This is a genomic window from Sulfuriferula sp. AH1 (assembly GCF_002162035.1).
Classification (GTDB): domain Bacteria; phylum Pseudomonadota; class Gammaproteobacteria; order Burkholderiales; family Sulfuriferulaceae; genus Sulfuriferula.
Genome location: NZ_CP021138.1, coordinates 754,794 through 776,546, shown reverse-complemented (window position 1 = coordinate 776,546; position 21,753 = coordinate 754,794). Strand labels below are relative to the sequence as shown.

Sequence of the window (21,753 nt, the reverse complement as noted above, 5' to 3'; positions counted from 1 at the left end):
GCATTCGCCCACGTTATGAGCCCTGTCATGCGCCTTATTCCTGTCCTTCTGATACTTGCCTCGCTGACCGGTTGCGTTTCGCTGGAACAGCGCAAGGCCACGTTCGCTCGCAGCCTTGACATCCATGTCGGCAAAAGCTCCGACGATCTGGTGCTGGCGAAAGGACCGCCTTCCAGGTCCTTTAAGCTATCGACCGGCGCCCGGCTCTTCGAGTATTTCACCAGCCAGACGGTCGTGCGCGGCGGTGATTCCTACACGACCTTCCAGCCGGTTTACGTACCCAGCGCCAGCGGCGGCAGCTGGATTTCCGTTCCCACGCAGCAGGCGACGCCGGTATCCAGTTACGCTTATTCCTGCAAAATATTGTTCAAGGTGTCACCCGCCAATATCGTCGAAAGCTGGTCGTCGTCAGGCAACGGCTGTTACTAGCCGTGAACCGTGCGCTAACGAACCGATGCCTTTTCGTTTTCGTGAAACACTTGCCTCACTATGAATACATTTGAATCCTGAAAATGCGCCGCGATTTTAAGTGGTTCGCCTATGTCATGGCCGGAATCGCCGTGCTGGTGGTGCTATTGGTCATTTTTTTCGACTGGAACTGGCTGCGCCACCCGATCGAACGCATGGTGACCGACAAGACCGGACGCGCGCTGGTCATCCAGGGCAACCTCGACGTCAAGCTGGGCTGGCCGATGACGCGCATTCAGGTTGCGGACGTCACCTTCGCCAACCCCGACTGGTGCAAGCAGCCGCAGATGTTTACGGTAAAGCGCATGGACGGCGATATCAGTTTGCCGCAGCTGTTCAGGCACCATCTCACCATCGGTACGATCAGGCTCGAACAACCGCAGATATCCCTCGAACAGAACCCGGATGGCCGCAAGAACTGGCTGCTGGATCACCACCAGAAGGATGAAAGCGCACAGCCGGAGATTGGCCGCATCATGCTGGATCAAGGCCATATCAGTTACGCCGATCCGGCACAGAACACCCACATTCAGGCGACACTTTCCACCCGCCAGAGCGCATCGCAGGGCACCGCAAACATTGTCTTCGCCGCAGACGGTCGATTCAAGGGCTTGCCGTTAACGGCCAAGGGCAGCGGCGGCACGGTGCTGGCGCTAAACGACCAGACCACGCCCTACCCGCTCGACATCGACGTCGATCTCGGCCATACCCGGCTGCAGGCGGCGGGCACGGTCACCAGCCTGACCCGGTTCAGCATTGTCGATCTGAACATGCAGCTTGCCGGCGCCAGCCTGGACCGGCTCTACCCGCTGATCGGCATCGCGCTGCCGCGCACGCCCGCGTACCAGACCAAAGGGCATCTGCTGCGCCATGCCAGACAATGGCGCTATGAAAAATTCACCGCGCGCGTCGGCAAAAGCGACGTAGCGGGCGACCTGCAAATCGATCAGGGCGGCAAGCGACCGTTTTTACGGGGTGATCTGACTTTGCAATTGCTCAATCTGGAAGACCTGGGATCGCTGGTAGGCATGAGCAACCGCAACAAGGGCGAGGCACCGGCGCACGATACGGCCGATACGGCGGCGGATGCCGGTACGCAGCCCGTCACAGCCGCGGGCAAACGCAAGGTGCTGCCCGAGCTGCCTTTCCGTACCGAACGCTGGAACAGCGTGGATGCCGATGTGAAAATTCAGGCAAAGCGCATCCAGCGTGCGCAAGCCTTGCCGATCGAGGATCTGGCGACGCACGTGAAGATGAATGATTCGGTATTGACCCTCGACCCGCTGAGATTCGGCGTCGCGGGCGGCACGCTGGAAGGCGCCGTCACGCTCAATGGCCACACCGACCCCATCCAGGGCAAACTGAAGATCCAGGCGCGCAAGCTTTTGCTCAAGAAGCTGTTCCCGACCATTAAAATGAGCAAGGCAAGTATCGGCCAGGTAAACGGCGAATTCGATCTTGCCGGCAAAGGTAACGCGGTCGGCAAAATGCTCGCCGACGCCGATGGCAAAGTGGTGCTGCTCATAGACAGCGGCGAAATCAGCAAACTGATGCTGGAAACCATCAATCTGCACCTGTGGGAGATGCTGCAGCTGAAGATCACCGGCGACAAGAACATCAAGCTCAATTGCGCCGTGGCCAATTTCGATGTGAAGCAGGGCGACATGCAAACCCGGGCGCTGGTGCTGGACACCGAGATCAATACCATTATCGGCAGCGGCGACATCAACATGGCGCAGGAAACCCTGAATCTCGATCTGGAACCCCATACCAAGGTGCTCAGCCCGGTAGCGCTGCGCAGCCCGATCTATATCCGCGGCCCCTTCGCCAACCCGAAAGTATCGATCGACAAGACCCGGATCCTGTTGCGCGGTGCGGGTGCAGCTGCGCTGGCGGTACTCAATCCGTTCCTCGCAATCATCCCGCTGGTCGATTCCGGCCCCGGCAAGGACAGCGCATGCGGACACCTGATCCATCAGGCAAAAAGCTCGGTGCCGCCTGCGCAATAAGGCATCCCGGCGCCTTGCGCAACATCAACCGAGAAAGGAAAATCATGCCCCTGTTTAAAAACGGTACGGCCACCCCTCCCCTCAACGAAACATCAGGCATCAATGCAGGAAGCATACCCGACCAGGATAGCCCTGAGTTTTTTCAAGCCTGGTTAAAGCAGGCGATTGCAGCAAGCGAAGCGTTCACGCCCGAAACCTATACCGTACTGGCCGCCATGCGGCGCCCGCGCGGACGTCTGCCAACCACATCCGGTACGCGAGCCGCCCCAGGGAGACGGCTGGATGATTACTTGCCGGAGATTTTCAGATCCCATGGCAAGGAGTGATACCATCGCCCCATGCTCCGTCGCATTGAATCCACTCCATACCTGAACTGATTAATGAAAATCCCGAAAAGACTCGCCCCGCTGCTCGAAGATGGCCTGATCGACGACGTTATCCGCCAGCTCATGAGCGGCAAGGAAGCGATGGTGTTCGTCGTGCGCAGCGGCGAAGAAGTACGCTGCGCCAAAGTGTACAAGGAAGCCAACAAACGCAGCTTCCGCCAGAGCGTCGATTACACCGAAAACCGCAAGGTGAAGAACAGCCGCCAGGCCCGTGCCATGGCGAAAGGCTCGCGCTACGGGCGTGAAGCGCAGGAGGAAGCCTGGCAGAACGCCGAGGTCGATGCGCTGTATCGCCTCGCCGCCGCGGGCGTGCGCGTGCCCAGGCCTTACAATTTTCATGCTGGCGTATTGCTGATGGAACTGGTCACCGACGACACCGGCAATGCTGCGCCGCGGCTGAACGACGTGAATTTCACTCCGGAGCAGGCACGGGCGCATTTCCATACACTGCTCAGGCAAGTGGTGCTGATGCTGTGCGCCGGAGTGATCCACGGCGATTTGTCGGAATACAACATCCTGCTCGGCAGCGACGGCCCGGTCATCATCGACCTGCCGCAGGCGGTGGATGCCGCCGGCAACAACCACGCCCGCAGCATGCTGGAGCGCGACGTCACCAACCTGACCAGCTATTTCGGCCGCTTTGCGCCGGAGCTGCTGCAAACTGCATACGGCAAGGAAATCTGGGCACTCTATGAGCAAGGCGAGCTGCGCCCGGATACGCCGCTAAGCGGCCATTTCACTGCAAGCGACAAGCCGGTGGACCTGCACGGCGTGATCAGGGAGATCGACGATGCGCGGGCCGAAGAAACTGCGCGGCGGCTGCGCATGCAGGCATCGCAGTAAGCACGCGGCACAGTCCAATGACGAGAGGCTCAATGCGGGCATTGCCACTTGAAAAACCCGCATTGGCGACTAAGCTGATAAGGTGTATCCCGGCGCTTCACGCCTTCGGGCAACCCTCTGATACACAGCCAATCCACAACGAGTTGGATGCACCCCCGCTGATACCGTGGCTGCCAGCGTACGTTTATTTCAGTCCCGATCAGCACCGAGCAATCTGCATGAAAGGAGTACACCATGGAGAAAATCTGTATAGAAATGCCGGTTGTGGCTGGATGTTCAGCTACTGAATGTGCCTATAATCTTGACCAGGCCTGCCAGGCACGGGCGATTTCCGTCGGAGACGGGATACACCCGGGCTGCGACACCTACATGAAAAGTTCGCAGCATGCCAAATCGGGCATGGGCTCAGCCGGAATAGGCGCCTGCAAGGTCGCTGGCTGCAAGTTTAACGACGGCCTCGAATGCATGTCGGACAACATCATGGTCGGCCATGTCCAGAATCAGGTAAATTGCATGACCTTTGCCGCACGTTAGTCTGTGCGATGCATGACAGCGAGATTCAGTGTATGCCGCTGAAGACATGGTTGAGTCGGGCGGTCGAAGAGGCTGCCCATTTTTCAATCAGCCGTAAAACCCGGGTGACGGCTTGCCGGAAGGATTCGGCAAAGCCGATAACGTATTCCCTTAACCCTATCTATCGAGCCGACCATGCCCAACCGACTTGCCCAGGAAACCAGCCCTTATTTACAACAGCACGCGGATAATCCGGTCGACTGGTACCCGTGGGGGGAAGAAGCGCTGCGGCTGGCGCGCGAACAGAACAAGCCGATACTGCTGTCGATCGGCTATTCCGCCTGCCACTGGTGCCACGTGATGGCGCATGAGTCGTTCGAGGACCCCGAAGTGGCGGCAGTGATGAACAAGCATTTCATCAACATCAAGGTCGACCGCGAGGAACGCCCCGACCTCGACCACATTTACCAGACCGCCCATTACATGCTGACCCAGCGCAACGGCGGCTGGCCGCTGACGCTGTTCCTGACGCCGGATCAGACGCCGTTCGTCGGCGGCACGTATTTCCCCAAAGAGGCCCGTCACAATCTGCCCGGCTTCATCACGCTGATGGAGCACGTAGTCGAGCTGTACCGCACGCGGCAGGAAGACATCGCCAGTCAGAATGCTTCGCTGTTGCAGGCCTTCGACACCACCCTGCCGAGCGCGCAGGGCCAGGCCAGTTTCGACACCGCACCGCTGGATGCCGCGACTGAGGCCTTGCAGCAATCGTTCGATGTCACCCACGGCGGCTTTGGCAGCGCGCCCAAATTTCCGCATCCAACGGATATGGACTTTTTGCTCAGATACGCAGCACGCAGCGGCAACACCAGCGCACAGCACATGGCGCTGCATACGCTGCGCAAGATGGCGGACGGCGGCATTCACGATCAGCTCGGCGGCGGTTTCTGCCGCTACAGCGTGGACGAACGCTGGGCGATCCCCCATTTCGAGAAAATGCTGTACGACAACGGCCCGCTGCTGTCGCTGTACACCGATGCTTTTGTCCTGACCGGTGAGGCCGCGTTCAAGCATACGGCACACGGCATCGCCGGCTGGGTCATGCGCACGATGCAGGCACCGCATGGCGGCTACTATTCCAGCCTGGATGCGGATTCCGAACACGAAGAGGGCAAGTTCTACGTGTGGACCCCGCATCAGATCGCCAGTCTGCTACACGTGGACGAATACGCGCTCGTGGCCGCTTATTACGGTTTGGACCAGCCGCCCAATTTCGAACAAAAACACTGGAATCTGATCGTGGCCAAGCCGCTGGCCGATGTCGCGGCCGCACTCAAGATACCACTGGAACAGGCCGAGCATCTGCTCGCCTGCGCGCAGCAGAAGCTGTTCACCGCCCGCACCCAGCGGATAAAACCGGGACGCGACGAAAAAATACTGGTGAGCTGGAACGCGTTGATGATCAAAGGCATGGCGCACGCCGGCAACATCCTGGGCCAGCCGGTCTGGATCGCCTCGGCACAACAGGCAGTGGATTTCATCCATGCCAGAATGTGGCATAACGGCCGCCTGCTGGCGACTTACAAGGACGACAAGTCACATCTGAACGCCTATCTGGACGACTACGCCTTCCTGCTCGACGCCCTGCTGGAGTTGATGCAGGCGGAGTTCCGCCTGAGCGATCTGGAATTCGCGCGCACGCTCGCCGATACGCTGCTGGAACAATTCGAGGACAAACAGGCGGGCGGCTTCTTCTTTACCAGCCACGACCACGAACAGCTCATCCACCGCCCCAAGCCCGGTCACGACAGCGCGATGCCGTCGGGCAACGGCATCGCCGCCTTTGCGCTGCAACGCCTGGGTTATCTGCTCGGAGACACCCGTTATCTGGATGCCGCCGAACGCACGCTGGCACTGTATTATCCGGCGATGTCGCGGCACACCGGCGGTTTTTCCAGCCTGCTGATTACCTTGCAGGAACACCTCATCCCGCCGCAGATCGTCATTCTGCGCAGCACGCCGGGACTAAGCGATTACTGGCGCCGCCAATTGCTCAGCCACTATGCGCCGGACAAGCTGATACTGGCGCTGGAAGGCGAGATCGCCAGACTGCCGGCAGCGCTGGCAAAACCGCTGACCAAGGATGTCAGCGCGTGGATCTGCCAGGGCACGCAATGCTCGCCGCCGCTGGACGATATCCGGAAATTGCTGGATGCGTGTTTTGCTACCAAAGGATAGTTAACTGATCTGACTGGTTCATTCACTTGTGAATTCCCGCCTGCGTTCTATACTGAAAACTAGCATTTCAAACGGGAGCGACAGGTTCGCGTCCACTCCTTCGGACACGGCATATGCCAGCGCTCCATTACCGATCTCAATTGATGAAAGGAAACGCATTATGAAACTGCGAAACTCACTGTTGCTGGCGACAGCGCTATTCACGGCTTTACCATTGGCTTATGCAGACGGCGCTTCATGCAGCTATGTCAACGGCGGCATCGGCGAAGGCGATCAGGCGATGATGCGGCGCATCGCCAAGGAATTCCCGCTGCAGATGGAATTCTCTGAAGGCAAGCCTGGCGCATTTGTTGCCGATATTCCGGTAACCATCACGGATGAACATAACAAGGTGGTTCTGAATCTGTCCAATGTCGGCCCGATGCTGTATGTGCGTCTGCCCAAGGGTAAATATACCATCAAGGCCGTATCCAACGGCGTAACGCAATCCAGCAAGGTGACGCTGGACGGCAAACACAGCAAACACGTGATCCTGCATTGGGATCGCCCGCTTTCACCGGATGAAGCCGCAAGGGAAAAAGGCGAGTAAGCTGCACGCCCGGCGCTTATTGTCCGGCGCCGATTCCCGCTTCCCCATCGGCGTCGGGCAGCCGGCTGGCCAAGGCCTTGTCGATGCGCTTGCCGTCCAGATCCACTACTTCCAGGCGCCACTGTTCCCATTCGACCACATCGCCGGTTTGCGGCAGACGCCCCAGCAGCCACATAATCAAGCCGCTTAGAGTGTGATAGCGGCCTTTGTCTTCCTCCGGCACCTCTCTCAACTCCAGCCTGTCTTTGAGTTCCGGGATCGGAATGATACCGTCCAGCAGCCATGAGCCGTCTTCGCGCTGCACGGCCCAGGCCTCCTCGGCATTGCGCGGCTTGAATTCACCGGTAACGGCTTCCAGCACGTCCTGCAACGTCACCAGTCCCTGTATCTCGCCGTATTCATCAATCACGAACACCATCTGCGTACCGGAGGCGCGGAACTGTTCCAGCAGCTGCATTCCGGTCAGCGATTCCGGCACATAGACGGCTGGCTGCAGTTGCGAGGCCAGGTCGGCCTTGCCGGTTTTATACAGCTGATTGAACAATTGCTTGGCAGCAATCACGCCCAGGATATCGTGCATCCCGCTGCGGCAGACAGGGAAGCGCGAGTGGTCGGACTGAGCGACGCGGGTCAGGTTGATCTCCAGCGGCTCATCAATATCCAGGTAGACGATATCGCTGCGCGGGATCATCAGCGATCCGATCTGCCGGTCGTCCAGACGGAACACGTTGCGCACCATGTCGTGTTCGTGTTTTTCTATGATGCCGGATTCGGAGCCTTCTTCCAGCATGGCATGGAGATCTTCTTCGGTCATGTTCGCGCTGCCCATGTCGCGCTTGCCCATCAATTGCAGGATGCTGTCAGTCGAAAACGACAACAGGCGCACGAACGGCCGCGAGATGGCCGCGAGAGCCGATATCGGCCGCGCCACCCGCCGCGCGATGCCCTCGGCATTGAACTGCCCGATGCGTTTGGGTACCAGTTCGCCGATGACGATGGATATGTAGGTAATCGCAATGACCGCCAGCACCGTCGCGCCGACTTCGCTCTCCCGCTGCGCGATGCCCAGGCCTTGCAGCCAGACGGCGAAAGGCGCGGCGAGTGCAGCCTGACCGACGATACCGTTCAGAATGCCGATCGCGGTAATGCCGATCTGGATGGTCGACAGAAACCGGGTCGGCTCTTCGCCAAGGCGCATCGCAATGATGGACGCCACATCGCCGTCGGCAGCAAGCCGGGCCAGCCGGCTGCGCCGTGCGGTGACGAGCGCGATCTCCGACATCGCAAACGCGCCATTAAGCAGTATCAGTATGACAAGAAAGAGTATTTCCATGAATTATCCTGACAGGGGTTTACTTTAGTTATAGCAAAGTTCCGCCCGATTCGCTGCGGCAATGGCTGCCGCTTCCCCATCGCGCAGCAATACATGCCAAAGAATCATCTTGATACTCTGCAGAAGGTGACTATGCTTAAACTATCTTTCAAAAAAAGGGAGCGAACAATGAAAGCCAATCCAACCGTGACTGAAGATGCTGCAAGCATGGCACCCAAGGAACAGCTCATGGAAGATCTGCGTGCGGTAGTGACCGATGCAGAAGAACTGCTGCGCGCGACTGCGAATCAGACGGGCGAAGGCATCGCCTCTGCCCGCGAACGTATCAGGGAGAGCCTGCACAGCGCCAGGCTTCGCCTGGCATCAGCCGAAGCCGCCCTGGTGGAGCGCACCAGGCAAGCAGCCAGGGCCACCGACGAATATGTGCATGAACATCCATGGCAGGCGGTGGGGATAGGGGCTGGCGTGGGCGTACTCATCGGCATGCTGATCGCACGACGCTGAATCATGGCGGAGGTTACATCCGGATTGATGGAGTCGCTGAAACGGCTCGTGCGTACCTTATTGACCATCGGCCAGACGCGACTCGAACTGCTGTCCAACGAACTGGAAGAAGAGCGGATACGTCTCACCCGCATACTGGTGATCGGCGGCCTTACGCTGTTTTTCTTCGGGCTGGCGTTACTGCTGGCAACGGTATTCCTGATCGTGCTGTTCTGGGATAGCCACCGCCTGCTGATGATAGGCGGTCTTACCGGGTTATTCACGCTGGCAGGATTGCTGGCGCTGAATACGTTCCGCGCCATGTGCCGGGAAAGACCCAGACTGTTTGCTGCCAGCCTGAGCGAATTAAGCAAGGACCGCGAACAGCTGGCGCCGCGCTTATGAAGCACTGCCTGACAGACGTTATCGACCGGCGGCGAACACTGCTGGCAAAAATAGACGAGCAGCGTACGGAAGTGGCCGCACTCTCGCGACAGTGGCACAAACCGCTGCTGGCGGCAGAATCCGGATTAAAAGCGATACGCTACCTGCGCGCCCATCCGGGGATGGTCATCGGCAGCGTCGCAGTGCTGGTACTGTGGCGACGCAAAGGGCTGCTCCGCTTTGCCAGGATATGCTGGCGCAATTACCCTGTGCTACTGTCCTTTGGCTTGAAAATATTGCCCTTCATCCGGCCTGCGACCGGCAAGGCCCGTAAACCCCGAAGCTAACGTCACGCCGGGACGAATCCGGACCCGCTACATCGTCCCGCCGAGCAATGGCAACAGTTCCTGTAACGTGCGCGTGTTCAGCACGTCTTTCTTCTCCAGCCAGCCGCGCCGCGCCTGACCGACGCCGAAACGCAGATTGCCGAAATCCTGCGCTGTGTGGGCATCCGAATCGATGCTCACCAGCACGCCCTCTTCCTTGGCCATCTGGCACTGGGTATCGAGCAAATCCAGACGTTCCGGATGGGCATTGAGTTCAAGATAACAGCCGCGCTGTTTTGCTTCACGGATGATGCGCAGCATGTCCACGTCATACGGCGCCCGCCGATCGATCAGGCGCCCGGTCGGATGCGCGAGCAGGGTAAAATGAGGATGTGCCATCGCACGCACGATGCGCTCGGTCTGTTTTGCGCGGGACAGCTCGAATTTGCTGTGCACCGCGCCGATCACCAGATCCAGCCGCGCCAGTACGCTGTCGGGCAGATCCAGATTGCCGTCTTCCAGTATGTCGACTTCGATGCCTTTGAGCAGTGTGATGCCCTGCAAGGTTTCGTTCAGCCTGTCGATTTCATCCATCTGTTGCAGCAGCTGTTGCGGGTCGAGGCCATGCGCGACCGTCAGGTGCCGCGAATGCTCGGTAATAGCCAGATATTCGAAGCCCATGGCTTTGGCTGCCTGCGCCATTTCCAGCAGGGTGTTACGCCCGTCCGTGGCCTTGGTGTGTGCATGCAGATCGCCTTTCAGATCGCTCAGCGTGATCAGGTCCGGCAGCTGCCCGAGGCGCGCTATTTCCAGTTCGCCACGATTTTCCCGCAGCTCCGGCTCGATATACGGCAGCCCCACCGTGCGATAGACGGATTCCTCGGTTTCTCCGGCGATGCGCTCGGCACCCCGGAACACGCCATACTCGTTGACCTTGAGTCCACGCGCCAGCGCCAGCTTGCGCACCGCGATGTTATGCGCCTTGGAGCCGGTAAAATAATGCAGCGCGGAGCCGTAACTAGCCTCATCGACTACACGGATATCGACCTGCAGGCCACTGCGCAACACCACGCTGGAACGGGTCGGGCCATGCGACAGGATCTCCCCGATCTCGTCATAGGCAATGAATCGCGTCATTACCGGGCTATCCCTGGCGGCGGTCACCAGGATATCCAGATCGCCAACGGTATCGCGCATGCGGCGGAAACTGCCGGCCACCACCACCCGCTGCACGCCTGGCGCCTGTTTCAGATAAGCGGTGAGCGCATCCGCATACTGCGCGGCAACGGCGAGCTTGAAACGTCGCGTATGATTGATATGCGCTTCCATGCTTTCCAGGATATTGCGCTCGGTCTTTTCGCCAAAGCCATGGAGAACCCGGATACGCCCATCCCTGGCGGCGCGGTAGAGTTGCTCCGGTGTTTGCACGTCGAGGTCGTGATACAGCGCCTTCACCCGCTTCGGCCCCAGCCCCGGAATCTTCAGCAATTCGATGATGGCGGACGGCAATTCCTTGCGCAGCCGTTCGAGGATGGTGCAGTGCCCGGTTTCCACGATTTCGTGGATCTTGGCGTCAAGATCGGCACCTATTCCGCTCATTTTCGGCAATACACCGTCCTGCTGCAGCAGGCTGCGGAGATCACGCCCCAGTCCTTCTATCGTCCGTGCGGCATTGCGGTAAGCACGCACGCGGAACGGATTGGCATCCTGGATCTCCAGCAAATCCGCTATCTCGTCGAAGATGGCCGCTATGTCGGCGTTGTGGATCGGCATGCTATTCCCTTCGGCTACCCGGTTCACAAGGAAGGCGTATTTTCGCCGTGATAGGTTTTTTCGTGCTGCTGCTGACAGCGAAAGCAACGTTTGGCGGTGGGATAAGCCATCAGGCGCTCGAACGCAATGCCTTCACCGCAGTCCATGCAATCGCCGTAAGCCTTGTCCGCGAGACGCTGGCGGGCAGCCTCGATATCGCGCAATTCATGAATCTGCCGGTCTATCATCGCCACATTCAGATCTGCCAGCGCGTCGCCCATGGAGGCATCCCCGATGTCGGTCGGTACGTTGCCGATAATCTCGATATACTGCTGCTGCCCCGCATTCTCCAGCGCATCGCGGACTTCTTCCAGCAATGCCCAATAACGCTGATTCAGCACCTGTTTTATCCGGGTTAGCTGCGCTTGCGTCAGTTCGCTCATATCATCCCCTATCCATTAGTTATGCAGTCGATGTTTTATTCATTATAGTAACTGTGCGCAACATGGCAGGTCATTTGGCAAGATATGTTCAGGCATGTGCGGGTATGGTATAAAATCAGGGCTGATCGCCCCGGTATCGACTCCACACCCCCAAAATCCGGCGCCAGCAAAACCAACGGAACCCGACCCACCCCATGCCGCATCGCAAACCGCACCGCGCCACTTTAGCCATGCTATTGGCAGGCTTATCGACTTTAGGCCCGTTTTCCATCGACACGTACATGCCGTCGTTCCCGGCGATACAGCAAAGCCTGAACGCGACGCCGCTGCAGGTGCAGCAGACATTGAGCGTGTATCTGCTGTGCTTTGCGGTGATGATGCTATTCCACGGCTCATTTTCCGATTCGTTCGGACGGCGCCCGATCATCCTCGGCTCGCTGGTGGCGTTCGTGCTGACATCTATCGCCTGCGTGTTCGCCAATGACATCAATACACTGATCGTCTTGCGCGGCATGCAGGGTCTGTCGGCAGGAGCCGGGCTGATCGTCGGGCGCGCGATCATCCGCGACTTGTATGCCGGAGCGGAGGCGCAGCGCCTGATGTCGCAGATCACGATGATGTTCGCGATCTCGCCCGCGATCGCGCCGATCATCGGCGGCTGGCTGCATCTGATGTTCGGCTGGCATTCGGTGTTCGTGTTCATGGCCGTGCTGGGCTTGCTGCTACTGGTGCTGAGCTGGCGTTACCTGCCGGAAACCCATCCGCTGGCCGGACGCCACCCGTTCTCGATGCGTCCGCTGATCGGCAACTATCATCAGGTCGCCCGCCATCCGCATTTTCTGCTGCTGGCGGGTACGGTGGCGCTGCATTTTGCCGGGTTCTTCCTGTACATCGCCTCGGCGCCAGTATTCGTATTGCGGACCCTGCATTTGCGCGAGGATCAATTCGCATGGCTGTTCATCCCCGCCATCACCGGCGTGATGATCGGCGCATTCCTGTCCGGGCGTCTGGCCGGTCGCATCACGCAGCAGCAGACGGTCAAATACGCCTATGTACTGCTGCTGAGCGCTGCCGCGATCAACCTGGCCTACAACAGCACCTTCATCCCCGCCTGGCCCTGGGCGATCCTGCCGATTGCGCTGTACGGCATGGGCATGTCACTGGCGATGCCCAGCATCACCCTGCTCGCGCTCGACCTGTTCCCGCAGCATCGCGGACTGGTGTCGTCGATGCAGGGCTTCGTGCAGACCATGCTCAATGCCATCGTCGCCGGCATCATTTCCCCCATGCTGTCATTCTCGCCCATGTATCTGGCGCTGGGGATGATGGGATTCCTGCTGCTGGGGCGCGTCACCTGGCAGATCTACTGCAGGGTGGAATCGTCCGGATAAACCGGCATCGCACAAGCTTCGGCGACCGCTGCCGCTGTTTTGACGCCCGCATCCAGCCCGAACCGTTCAGAACCGCGGCCCGATTCTTGGCCGAAAGCCATAGCGCCGGGCACCGTGCAGGCGGCCAGCACTGATGCGGCCTGCCAATTCCCGGAGCCATACGCTCCCCGCTGGTGATAGAATCAATATTTAGCCAACTGTACGGGATTTCAGCCATGGATTACCACCAACTCGGAACCAGCGAACTCAAGGTCTCAGCCATCTGTCTGGGCACCATGACCTACGGCCAGCAGAACACCGAAGCCGAAGCGCACAGCCAGCTGGATTACGCTGTCGGGCAAGGCATCAACTTCATCGACACCGCGGAAATGTACCCGGTGCCGCCGCGCGCCGAAACTTACACCCGCACCGAAACCATCGTCGGCAACTGGCTCAGAAAGCAGCCGCGCGACAAGATCATCCTTGCCACCAAGGTCGCCGGCCCGCGCCGCGCCATCGAGTGGATACGCGGCGGCCCCAAGTCACTCGACCGCAGCAACATCCGCGCAGCCATCGAGGGCTCGCTCACGCGCCTGCAGACCGACTATATCGATCTTTATCAACTGCACTGGCCGGAGCGCAACACACCTATATTCGGCCAGTATCAGTTCGACCCCGCGCTGGAAAAGGAAAGAGTTTCCATCCTGGAACAGCTGGAGGCGCTGGGCGAACTGGTGAAGGAAGGCAAGATACGCCATATCGGCGTATCCAACGAACAAGCCTGGGGAATCATGGAATTCGTGCGCCTGGCCAAAGAATACGATCTGCCGCGCATTGCTTCGATCCAGAACTGCTACAGCCTGATCAACCGGGGATACGAGTTTGGCCTGACCGAAATCAGCTATCGCGAACAGGTTGGCCTGCTGGCTTATTCGCCGCTGGCCTTCGGACATCTGTCCGGCAAATACCTCGCCGACTCCAAGGCGCCGGGGCGCGTCACCGAATTCCAGGGCTTCGCCCAGCGTTATGAGAAACCGAACGTGCAACCGGCGGTAGCCGCCTATGCCGAACTGGCGCGCAAGCACGGCATGACGCCGGCGCAACTGGCGCTATCGTTCGTCTACCGGCGCTGGTTCGTCAGCAGCACGATCATAGGCGCAACCAGCATGGCGCAACTGGAGGAAAACCTGTCGGCCTGGGACAAGCCGCTGTCCGCCGACATCATCGCGGAGATCGAAGCTATCCACCTGCGCTATATGAATCCGGCACCGTAAGCCGGGACTGCGCGGATTTAGCCGTTGAGCTGTTCTGCCCAGATCAGCGCATCGGCATGATATGCATTGACATGCGCCAACTCCAGCCCGAGCTGCGCTGCCAGATCGGAGATGCGCTCCTGATCGAACTCCTCGCAGGCGATGGACAGTTCCAGATAAGGGGCGTATTTGCCGCGTTTATGCAGCAACGCTTCTTCAGCCAGCGGCGGCAGGCTGATCTGCTGCAGGACTTGCGCCATCGGCAACTGCAACAGGATATCCAGCAACGAGAAAATACCGGCCACAAACAGCTCGTCCCGCTCCCCTGCCGACAAAGCATCGCCAGCAGAGAGTTCCGCAAGACGCGCGCGTACCAGCGCATTCTCCATCAGCGCCCAGTCCGGCGTATCGCTGCCCCCGCTGGTAAACAGCAGCAGCGTGAGCCAGCGATAAAGATTCTGCTGTCCCAGCATAAGCAGCGCCTGGTCGATGGAATCCACCTTGCTGGTCAGGCCGGAGCCGGCACTATTGATGTAGCGCAGTATCTTGAAAGACAGCGCGGGATCCTGCTTGAATATCTGCGCCAGCTCGCTGCTCTCGGCATCCTGGCGAATACGGTTCAACAGATCCAGTATCCTGATCCGGCCTGCGTCCATCCTGGGGCGACCCACCCCTCCCGGCTGGTAACGAATGCGCCCTGAAAATAAAGAAACGGCAGCTTGGCGCACACACGGAACTCGTCCAGCGTCCTGATGTTGGTTGCCGCCAGTGCCTTGTCGAAAGCCAGTTTGCTGACCGCATCGATTTGCGTGGTAATGGTCGGCAGGTCGTTGTTGCCGATATCGACAAAAACGAAATCCGCCAGTTCGATGAATGGCTGCAGGCCGGGCAGGTCGATATTGCCCTGCAACGCGATACGGAATCCGGCGGCTTTGAGTGTGCCGAGCTGAACAAGGCAAATATCACTGGCGTTGGCCAGCTGCTCGAGTGCGTTTACCACGAGCACGACGCCTCCCCGCGGCAATTGCTCGAGCAGCGGGTGTCCCAGCGATGACGGCAGCACCGGGATAAACGCCAGGCGGTGACCGAGCAGGCGCTTGATATCCATGTACAGGATGTTTCTGAGCAGCACTTCGTCATACAGCCGCTGGACAATGGCCGAAGAGGCGCGGACACGCTGGTTGATGTTGCGGCTCAGGGTAAAGGAATAGCCTGCGACCCGACGCTCCTTATTCAACACGGCTTCGCGGCAAACGACAGATGACGGCATGGTGCCGGCACCGCCGGCATCCGCCCCCGAATCCTGAACCGGTTGCTGCACCCCGCCATTGGCCGTTAGCGGCGCCAGTTCGTTAAGCAGCGCGAATTCCGGATCGCCTGAAGCAGTTGCATTCCCCTTGGTATCGGCTTTCGCCGCAACTGCATCCTTGCTCAGTATTTTTTTAAAAAATCGACTTAACATCCGCAACATTCATAACGATTTGAAAAACGGCGCGCGAGCTGAAAGCAACCCGCCTGCCGAAGAAACTGCTGACCGGCGCTATCATAATCGAAACCGCAGTCAGCTGGCAGCAATACCGGCCCAACCACGTACTGCTTCCAGCAACCGGCAAATTACAATACCAGCGTGTCGAGCGCTCTGGAGGCCTCTATGCCATGGCCCTGGGCATAATCCACGCCGATACGTCCCAGCATATCCAGCGTGACCGGATTCTCGACATATTCGGCTATCGTCTTCAACCCAAGCGCATGCGCTACCTGATGCATGGATTTGACCATCGCAAGATCAGCGGGCGATTTGGCCAGATCGCGAATGAAAGCGCCGTCTATTTTCAGGAAATCCGCTTTGAGGTTCTTCAAATAGGCGAACGACGAATAGCCGCTGCCAAAGTCGTCCAGCGAGAACCGGCAACCGAATCCGCGCACAGTCTCGATAAAGCGCTGGGCGCTGTCGAGCCGGCTGATAACGGCTGTTTCCGTGATTTCAAAAATGACCTTGTCGGCCGGTATCTGCCTGGCCTCAAGGGTCTGGTAGATATAAGCCAGAATCTTTTCATTGGCCAGCGAATGTCCGGAAAGATTGATCGACACCCCGCCGAGTGCATCCAGCCTGCCGCCCTGTGCAGCCAGCCATTCGAAGCTTTGCTGCAATACCCACAAATCGATATCGGCCGAACGATTCCATTTTTCAGCGGCGAGTATGAATTCCTGCGGATTGGTGGTGAGGTGCTTGTTTACCCCCAGCAGTATCTCATAGTGCGGCAAAGCGCCGCGACCGGCATCGATCGGCTGTATCTTCTGGCAACGCAGGAACAGCAGATTGTCGTTAAACACCTGGTCGATTGCGCCGGCCCATTCGAACAGGGATTGCTCATGCCTGATCAGCGCGCTGCCGGCCTCGTAGATCTGCACGAAATTGACGCCTTGCGCCTTTGCCGCGACGCAGGCAGAGCCAACGCTCTTAAACAGCTTGGAAACGCTGTCGACCACAGCATCGATCTGCGCGATACCGACATTGACGCCAATGACGAACTGCTTGCCCTGACAGCTGATGCGCTGCTGTTCGATGATGGCGACCAGGCCTTGCATGTTCGCCTGCGCACTTGCGAGATCGCTGTCATGCAACAGAATGGCGAACGTATTCTCGCCGAGCCGGGCGAACAGGTCCGTCGATTTCACTTCATTGGCGATCAGGCCTATCAGCGCCATCAGCGATACTTCGGCTTCTTCCGCATCGCAATTATGGTAAAGCTGGCTGAGCTGGTCGAACATCAGCATGCACAGGATGCCGCGCCGCTTTTGCACATCCTCGTTCGCAAAAATCACGTCCAGCTGCGTAATCATGCCCTTGCGGTTGAGCAAGCCGCTCACCGGATCATGCGTCGCCTGCTGATATACGCGCTCATACGCATTGAGCATGAGTTTATGGGCGGACCGCTCCATGAACGGGATATCGTATTCGGGCAGACGTATCACCTGCCCCGTCGCTAACGCCTGCATGAGCGACTGACGCGTAAACTCGCGCACGGTGGTAGCGGAACGGCTGGTCATCACGAACATCCGCCCTGACGGGCTCGACCACACCAGCTGATACGGCGCCAGTACGCCATCGACCATCACCGACAGCCAGTCATCCTGCCGCAACAGGTTGATCTCGGATGTCTCGCCATTCTGCTTGGAAGCAAAAAACTCTGCCGCAGGCTCGATGCCTGCACGCTGCTCCCTGTGCTGGCAGACGAATTGAATCTGCTCGACTTTGCTCTTGCGGATATCGTCTATCGGGATCAGCAGATTATCGAGGACTTTATTGACCTCGTCGAACACGTCGGGCTTGCCTTCAAACTGATCCACGATCTGATTCGCCAGCAGATTGAGCAGGCGCTGCAAGCGCGGATCAAAAATCCTGCCCATGTCGTCCGCAGCGGCATAGAACCGTTCCAGCAGGTTGACGGTCTGCTGGGCCGGATGATTGCTGGATTCGAGGAAATCCTCGTCCATCAGCGCCAGCTTGAGCAGGGTCAGTTCGATCTTTTTCAGCAGACCGCGAATATCCGAATTCAATCCGGCGTCGGACAGCGGCGTGCTCAGCATTTCGTCAAACAGATGAACGGAATGGAAAAACCGGTCCTGCATCGATGCATTGCCAAACTGCGGCAGCGCATCGATCAGCTGGCGCTTGATCGATGCCTCGTCTGCCACGTCCCCCTGCAACATACGCTGCTGCATCACGTTAAGCACGCCCAGGATCTGGCTGAGGTTATCGCTGTCGATGACAGCGCCTGCCTGCATACCGCCCGGCGCGGCTGCACCAGTTTGCCGAAGCTGCGGGTTGGCGGCTTCCAGCAATTGATGCATCGCCGGGATGACGCTGTCCGACCAGCGGCTGGTACGAGCCTGCCCGCTTTGCAAGCCCCGCAGGCTGTCCGTCAGGGCGCGATAATCCGGTTCGCCGCTGCCGTTGTTCTGCGACAGATGGAGCTGTTCCAGCAACTGATTGAGTCCGTAGCCCAGCGCCGCATTCGGGCCCGGGATACCTGTCGCCGATGACGACGAGCTCGATGATCGTTGCCTGGCGGCATGCTGTGTGCCCGGACCTTGCGTCTGCAGGTAATCCTCCAACGGAATGGCTGCGGACTGCTCGCTGCCGGTCCTGGCATTAACCCTGTTCACGGCTGCCGTGTCTACCGCTCTGGCCATCGATTCGGATACAACCGGCTTGAGCGGCGAGACCTGGACAAATGCCACTATTTCATTCAGGTCACGATAAAACTCATCCATGAATACCATCATCGCTTCATGGAAGGTTTTGTAAAGCAGTGCCTTGACCTGATGCGGGAATTCGACTGCCGCCCACACCTCGCGAAAAGTCTGAAAAATATAATGCGACCCGAACGGGTTGGCATTCGGGCTCAACTGCGTGCCGATGAGCACGGCATAACGCGATTCGAATTTACCGGCTTCATACGAATATTCCAGATTCAGCCTGTTCACCAGTTGCGTCACTGCCAGCCAGTCATCGAATTCATCCACGTCGACCAATGCCAGCGGCTGGTTCTCTTCCTTGATGGACGCATTATCCTGCATATCGCGATCCAGATAATCGTCGTCGAAAAAAGCCCGCTCCAATCCGGCGCGCTGCATCGCAATCCGGGGATACGCCTCCTGCACCAGCCAGCGCTCTTCCATACTTGCCGTCTGTTCTGCAGAAAACGCCTGTTTTCCGCTCAGGCTGTTATAAAAATGCGTGATGACTTGGGCGATGAACGATTTGAAGCGGGTATGACACTGCGTCAGCGCATCGCTGATCTGCGCCTCGCTGTATCCGGCCGTCGCCGCGGTCGGCACCGGCTGTTTGGGCTGATTCGTCAACAGCACCAGATCGCGATAGGCATTTGCCGGGAAATGCTCGATGACGATACCGACGGACTGGTCGAAGATCCGTACTACCCGCCCGATTATCCGGTATTGCTGGGTATCGGCCAGATTTGGCCGGAATTCGATGGTGATGAGCTGATTCTGCAAAGCGGCAGTGCCGACCGGCCGCGTCAGCGCGAACAGCACGCCGCTAGGCGAAAAATCGCGTATTTCTCCTGCTATCGAACCCGTATGCTGGCTCAACAAGGTTGCGGGCTGGATAACGGTTATGCGCCGGAAGCGACGTCTTTGCACCATATGCATAGTCTCCTGAAGAGACCTTCATAATACGCCAGGATGGCTATTATGAAGCAAAAATGACAGAGGCTGCAGCTCAGATCGCCTCCTGTCCGTTCCACGCAGGAGGCACCACAAAACCTCGCGTCACTTCCTGCCAGCCGGTTGCGGTGTGCGTCAGCCCTGCGATCAGCAGCGGCACGCCGTCGATTGCAAAATGCGCAGAGAGCCGGCGAATGCAATCGGCTTCGTCAAGCAATGCCGCCGCATCGCCGGTCATGGCAGGCGACAGCCATGCCAGCCTGTCCAGCACGCGCCAACGCAGCCCTGGCGGCAAGTGGAAATCCGCCGCAGCCCAGCGCATCCACCAGCCGGACAGATGATTTGCCGACAAGCCTGTGCTCGGATGCGGGAGGCTATGCGCCGGATAAAACAGCCAGCCTTTCAACAACGCTCGCGCCAGCACCGGGCCTGCAACATCGGAGGTATGCAGCATCTCGGCCAGCGTAGCCGCGCCGGCAGGCGTTTGCGACAGCTGCAATTGCTTATCGCGGAGCTGGGCGGTCTTCAGATCCAGGCGATCGCGGCGCATGGGGCCGACATAGCCGGCGAAACCCGCAACAGGATCGACCTGCAGGTAGAATTTGATCGCCGCTTCCCAATGATGCAGCTGGCCGCCGGCATCGCGCCAGAGCAAATCGTATTCGCCGGCCACGATGCGCCCGGATTTAACGATCTGGTTGGCGACGAACCAGCGCGCATCGATCAAATGGGTGAGCCAGTAACCGAGCAGGGTTTCGAAATAGCGCCCCAGACGCTGGGGATTGCGCGCGGCAATCCATGCGTGCAGCTCGTCGGGCTGCCGGTCCAGCGCCTGCAATTGCGGCATGGCCTGGGTCACCAGCGCCAGACATTCGCTATCGGGGATCACCCAGTCCGCATGATCGAGCAGACCGGGTGCCGCCATCGCCCATACCAGATCGCGCACATGCGCGTCATGGAACAGGGTCAGCAGGCGGCTGGATTTCACGGATTTCGGGGTAGATGCGGGGACAGCTGGCGCCGGACAAATTCGTGGAAATGCACCATGCCGTCTTCCATCGGCGACTGGTATGGTCCCGCCTCTTCACGTCCCTGCTGATACAGGGCGCGACGCCCGGCATGCATGCGCCGGCAGATTTCATCGTCCTCGACCGCAGTTTCGGCATAAGCCGCCTGCTCCGCTTCCACGAACTCGCGTTCGAATAGAGCGATATCCTCAGGATAATAGAACTCGACCACATTGCGGCACGACTCGACGCCGGTAGGAATGATGGTGCTGATGACCAGCACATGCGGATACCACTCGACCATGATGTTCGGGTAGTAGGTCAGCCAGATCGCGCCCTGCTCGGGAACCGCACCGTTGCGGTACTGCAATACCTGCTCCTGCCATTTCCGGTAGACGGCACTGCCGGATTTGCTCAGGCCGCGCGCTACGCCAACGGTCTGCACGCTGTACCAGTCGCCATATTCCCATTTCAGGTCGTCGCAGGTAACGAAATTGCCCAGACCAGGATGGAACGGCTCGACATGGTAGTCTTCCAGATAGACTTCGATGAACGTCTTCCAGTTAAAGGCATACTCTTCGACCATCACGCGATCGAGCATATAGCCTTCGAAATCGAGGACTTGCGTCACGCCCAGCCGCGACAGATCCGCCGCAACATCGCGTGGACCGTTAAACAGCAGGCCATTCCAGTTCTGCAACGGCGTCTTGCCCAGATTCAGGCACGGATTGCCGGGGAAATGCGGCGCGCCGAGCAGCTTGCCTTCCATATCGTAAGTCCAGCGATGCAGCGGACAGACGATATTGCGGGTATGGCCGCGGCCTTCATACATCAGCGCCTGGCGATGGCGGCAGATGTTGGACAGCATTTCCACGCCATTGGCGTTGCGCACCAGCAAAGCGGCCTGATTAGCGGTATCCAGCACATGATAATCACCGACATTGGGTGTCATCAATTGGTGACCGACATAACCGGGGCCGTTTGCAAACAGATGTTGCAGCTCAAGCGCGTAAATATCGGGATCGAAATACCAGCTGATGGGTAATTGAGGAGAAGTGTGCGTCAATTGTGACGCGACAGCCAAATCGGACATAATATCGAGTACACCCCAGGCGAAGTGACCAAAGCAAAAAGTTTATTAAGACGGCACAACAGCCGCTTAA

The 21,753-nt window shown here is 58.7% G+C and carries 21 protein-coding genes; 12 read left to right on the top strand and 9 right to left on the bottom strand.

The window, feature by feature from the left end:
* Window positions 1-27: 27 nt before the first annotated feature.
* The 7 genes from CAP31_RS04085 (at window position 28) to CAP31_RS04055 (ending at window position 7,046) form a co-directional block, all read left to right on the top strand.
* Window positions 28-429: a hypothetical protein gene (locus CAP31_RS04085; protein WP_157662647.1), complete on the top strand. Its 402-nt coding sequence runs from the start codon at window positions 28-30 to the stop codon at window positions 427-429.
* Between the two features lie 83 nt (window positions 430-512).
* Entirely contained in the window at window positions 513-2,477 is a 1,965-nt protein-coding gene (locus CAP31_RS04080; RefSeq protein WP_087446371.1) for an AsmA family protein, read from the top strand.
* Window positions 2,478-2,521: 44 nt separating this feature from the next.
* Window positions 2,522-2,803, top strand: coding sequence for a hypothetical protein (locus CAP31_RS04075; protein WP_087446370.1), 282 nt, complete (start codon window positions 2,522-2,524; stop codon window positions 2,801-2,803).
* Window positions 2,804-2,857: 54 nt separating this feature from the next.
* Entirely contained in the window at window positions 2,858-3,706 is an 849-nt protein-coding gene (locus CAP31_RS04070; protein ID WP_087446369.1) for a PA4780 family RIO1-like protein kinase, read from the top strand.
* Between the two features lie 234 nt (window positions 3,707-3,940).
* A complete protein-coding gene (locus tag CAP31_RS04065; RefSeq protein ID WP_087446368.1) occupies window positions 3,941-4,240 on the top strand; it encodes a DUF1540 domain-containing protein in 300 nt (99 codons plus the stop codon).
* A gap of 174 nt (window positions 4,241-4,414) precedes the next feature.
* Window positions 4,415-6,457, top strand: a complete 2,043-nt coding sequence (locus CAP31_RS04060; RefSeq protein ID WP_087446367.1) for a thioredoxin domain-containing protein — start codon at window positions 4,415-4,417, stop codon at window positions 6,455-6,457.
* A 160-nt stretch (window positions 6,458-6,617) separates the two neighbouring features.
* The gene (locus tag CAP31_RS04055; protein WP_087446366.1) at window positions 6,618-7,046 is read left to right on the top strand and encodes a hypothetical protein; all 429 of its coding nucleotides are present in this window, start codon (window positions 6,618-6,620) and stop codon (window positions 7,044-7,046) included.
* A gap of 16 nt (window positions 7,047-7,062) precedes the next feature.
* Here CAP31_RS04055 and CAP31_RS04050 read toward each other — a convergent pair whose 3' ends face one another.
* Window positions 7,063-8,379, bottom strand: coding sequence for a hemolysin family protein (locus CAP31_RS04050; RefSeq protein ID WP_087446365.1), 1,317 nt, complete (start codon window positions 8,377-8,379; stop codon window positions 7,063-7,065).
* A 168-nt stretch (window positions 8,380-8,547) separates the two neighbouring features.
* Here CAP31_RS04050 and CAP31_RS04045 point away from each other — a divergent pair, with 168 nt between their 5' ends.
* Genes CAP31_RS04045 through CAP31_RS04035 form a run of 3 tightly spaced genes read left to right on the top strand, consistent with a single transcriptional unit; the run spans window position 8,548 to window position 9,593 of the window.
* Window positions 8,548-8,883 (top strand): YqjD family protein, encoded by a 336-nt coding sequence (locus CAP31_RS04045; RefSeq protein WP_223247356.1) that lies wholly within the window; start codon window positions 8,548-8,550, stop codon window positions 8,881-8,883.
* Between the two features lie 3 nt (window positions 8,884-8,886).
* Entirely contained in the window at window positions 8,887-9,267 is a 381-nt protein-coding gene (locus CAP31_RS04040; protein WP_087446364.1) for a phage holin family protein, read from the top strand.
* Complete coding sequence (locus CAP31_RS04035) at window positions 9,264-9,593, top strand: YqjK family protein (RefSeq protein WP_087446363.1); 330 nt, start codon at window positions 9,264-9,266, stop codon at window positions 9,591-9,593. The genes CAP31_RS04040 and CAP31_RS04035 overlap by 4 nt, the downstream gene beginning before the upstream one ends.
* 27 nt (window positions 9,594-9,620) lie before the next feature.
* Here CAP31_RS04035 and polX read toward each other — a convergent pair whose 3' ends face one another.
* Both polX and CAP31_RS04025 read right to left on the bottom strand, forming a co-directional pair.
* Complete coding sequence (gene polX, locus CAP31_RS04030; RefSeq protein ID WP_087446362.1) at window positions 9,621-11,345, bottom strand: DNA polymerase/3'-5' exonuclease PolX; 1,725 nt, start codon at window positions 11,343-11,345, stop codon at window positions 9,621-9,623.
* Between the two features lie 23 nt (window positions 11,346-11,368).
* Window positions 11,369-11,767 carry a TraR/DksA family transcriptional regulator gene (locus CAP31_RS04025; RefSeq protein WP_087446361.1) on the bottom strand — a complete coding sequence of 133 codons (399 nt, stop codon included), beginning with the start codon at window positions 11,765-11,767 and terminating at the stop codon, window positions 11,369-11,371.
* 194 nt (window positions 11,768-11,961) lie between these two features.
* On the opposite strand from CAP31_RS04025, the gene CAP31_RS04020 reads away from it, so the two are divergent.
* Window positions 11,962-13,158, top strand: a complete 1,197-nt coding sequence (locus CAP31_RS04020; RefSeq protein WP_087446360.1) for a multidrug effflux MFS transporter — start codon at window positions 11,962-11,964, stop codon at window positions 13,156-13,158.
* Here CAP31_RS04020 and CAP31_RS15140 read toward each other — a convergent pair.
* On the bottom strand, window positions 13,131-13,259 hold the full coding sequence (locus tag CAP31_RS15140) for a hypothetical protein (protein ID WP_255377128.1): 129 nt from the start codon (window positions 13,257-13,259) through the stop codon (window positions 13,131-13,133). The genes CAP31_RS04020 and CAP31_RS15140 overlap by 28 nt on opposite strands.
* Window positions 13,260-13,373: 114 nt before the next feature.
* Between CAP31_RS15140 and CAP31_RS04015 the strand changes: the two genes are divergently transcribed.
* Entirely contained in the window at window positions 13,374-14,411 is a 1,038-nt protein-coding gene (locus CAP31_RS04015) for an NADP(H)-dependent aldo-keto reductase (protein WP_087446359.1), read from the top strand.
* A gap of 17 nt (window positions 14,412-14,428) precedes the next feature.
* Here the strand turns inward: CAP31_RS04015 and CAP31_RS14970 are convergent, their stop codons facing one another.
* The 5 genes from CAP31_RS14970 to CAP31_RS03995 all read right to left on the bottom strand — a co-directional run bounded on the left by CAP31_RS14970 (window position 14,429) and on the right by CAP31_RS03995 (window position 21,683).
* Entirely contained in the window at window positions 14,429-15,013 is a 585-nt protein-coding gene (locus tag CAP31_RS14970; protein ID WP_223247355.1) for an EAL and HDOD domain-containing protein, read from the bottom strand.
* The gene (locus tag CAP31_RS14965) at window positions 15,010-15,852 is read right to left on the bottom strand and encodes a hypothetical protein (RefSeq protein WP_223247354.1); all 843 of its coding nucleotides are present in this window, start codon (window positions 15,850-15,852) and stop codon (window positions 15,010-15,012) included. The genes CAP31_RS14970 and CAP31_RS14965 overlap by 4 nt, the downstream gene beginning before the upstream one ends.
* Window positions 15,853-16,004: 152 nt before the next feature.
* Entirely contained in the window at window positions 16,005-19,562 is a 3,558-nt protein-coding gene (locus CAP31_RS04005) for a DUF1631 family protein (RefSeq protein WP_189836638.1), read from the bottom strand.
* A 76-nt stretch (window positions 19,563-19,638) separates the two neighbouring features.
* Window positions 19,639-20,571: a DUF1853 family protein gene (locus tag CAP31_RS04000; RefSeq protein ID WP_087446357.1), complete on the bottom strand. Its 933-nt coding sequence runs from the start codon at window positions 20,569-20,571 to the stop codon at window positions 19,639-19,641.
* Window positions 20,568-21,683: an aromatic ring-hydroxylating dioxygenase subunit alpha gene (locus tag CAP31_RS03995; RefSeq protein WP_087446356.1), complete on the bottom strand. Its 1,116-nt coding sequence runs from the start codon at window positions 21,681-21,683 to the stop codon at window positions 20,568-20,570. The genes CAP31_RS04000 and CAP31_RS03995 overlap by 4 nt, the downstream gene beginning before the upstream one ends.
* Window positions 21,684-21,753 lie beyond the last annotated feature (70 nt).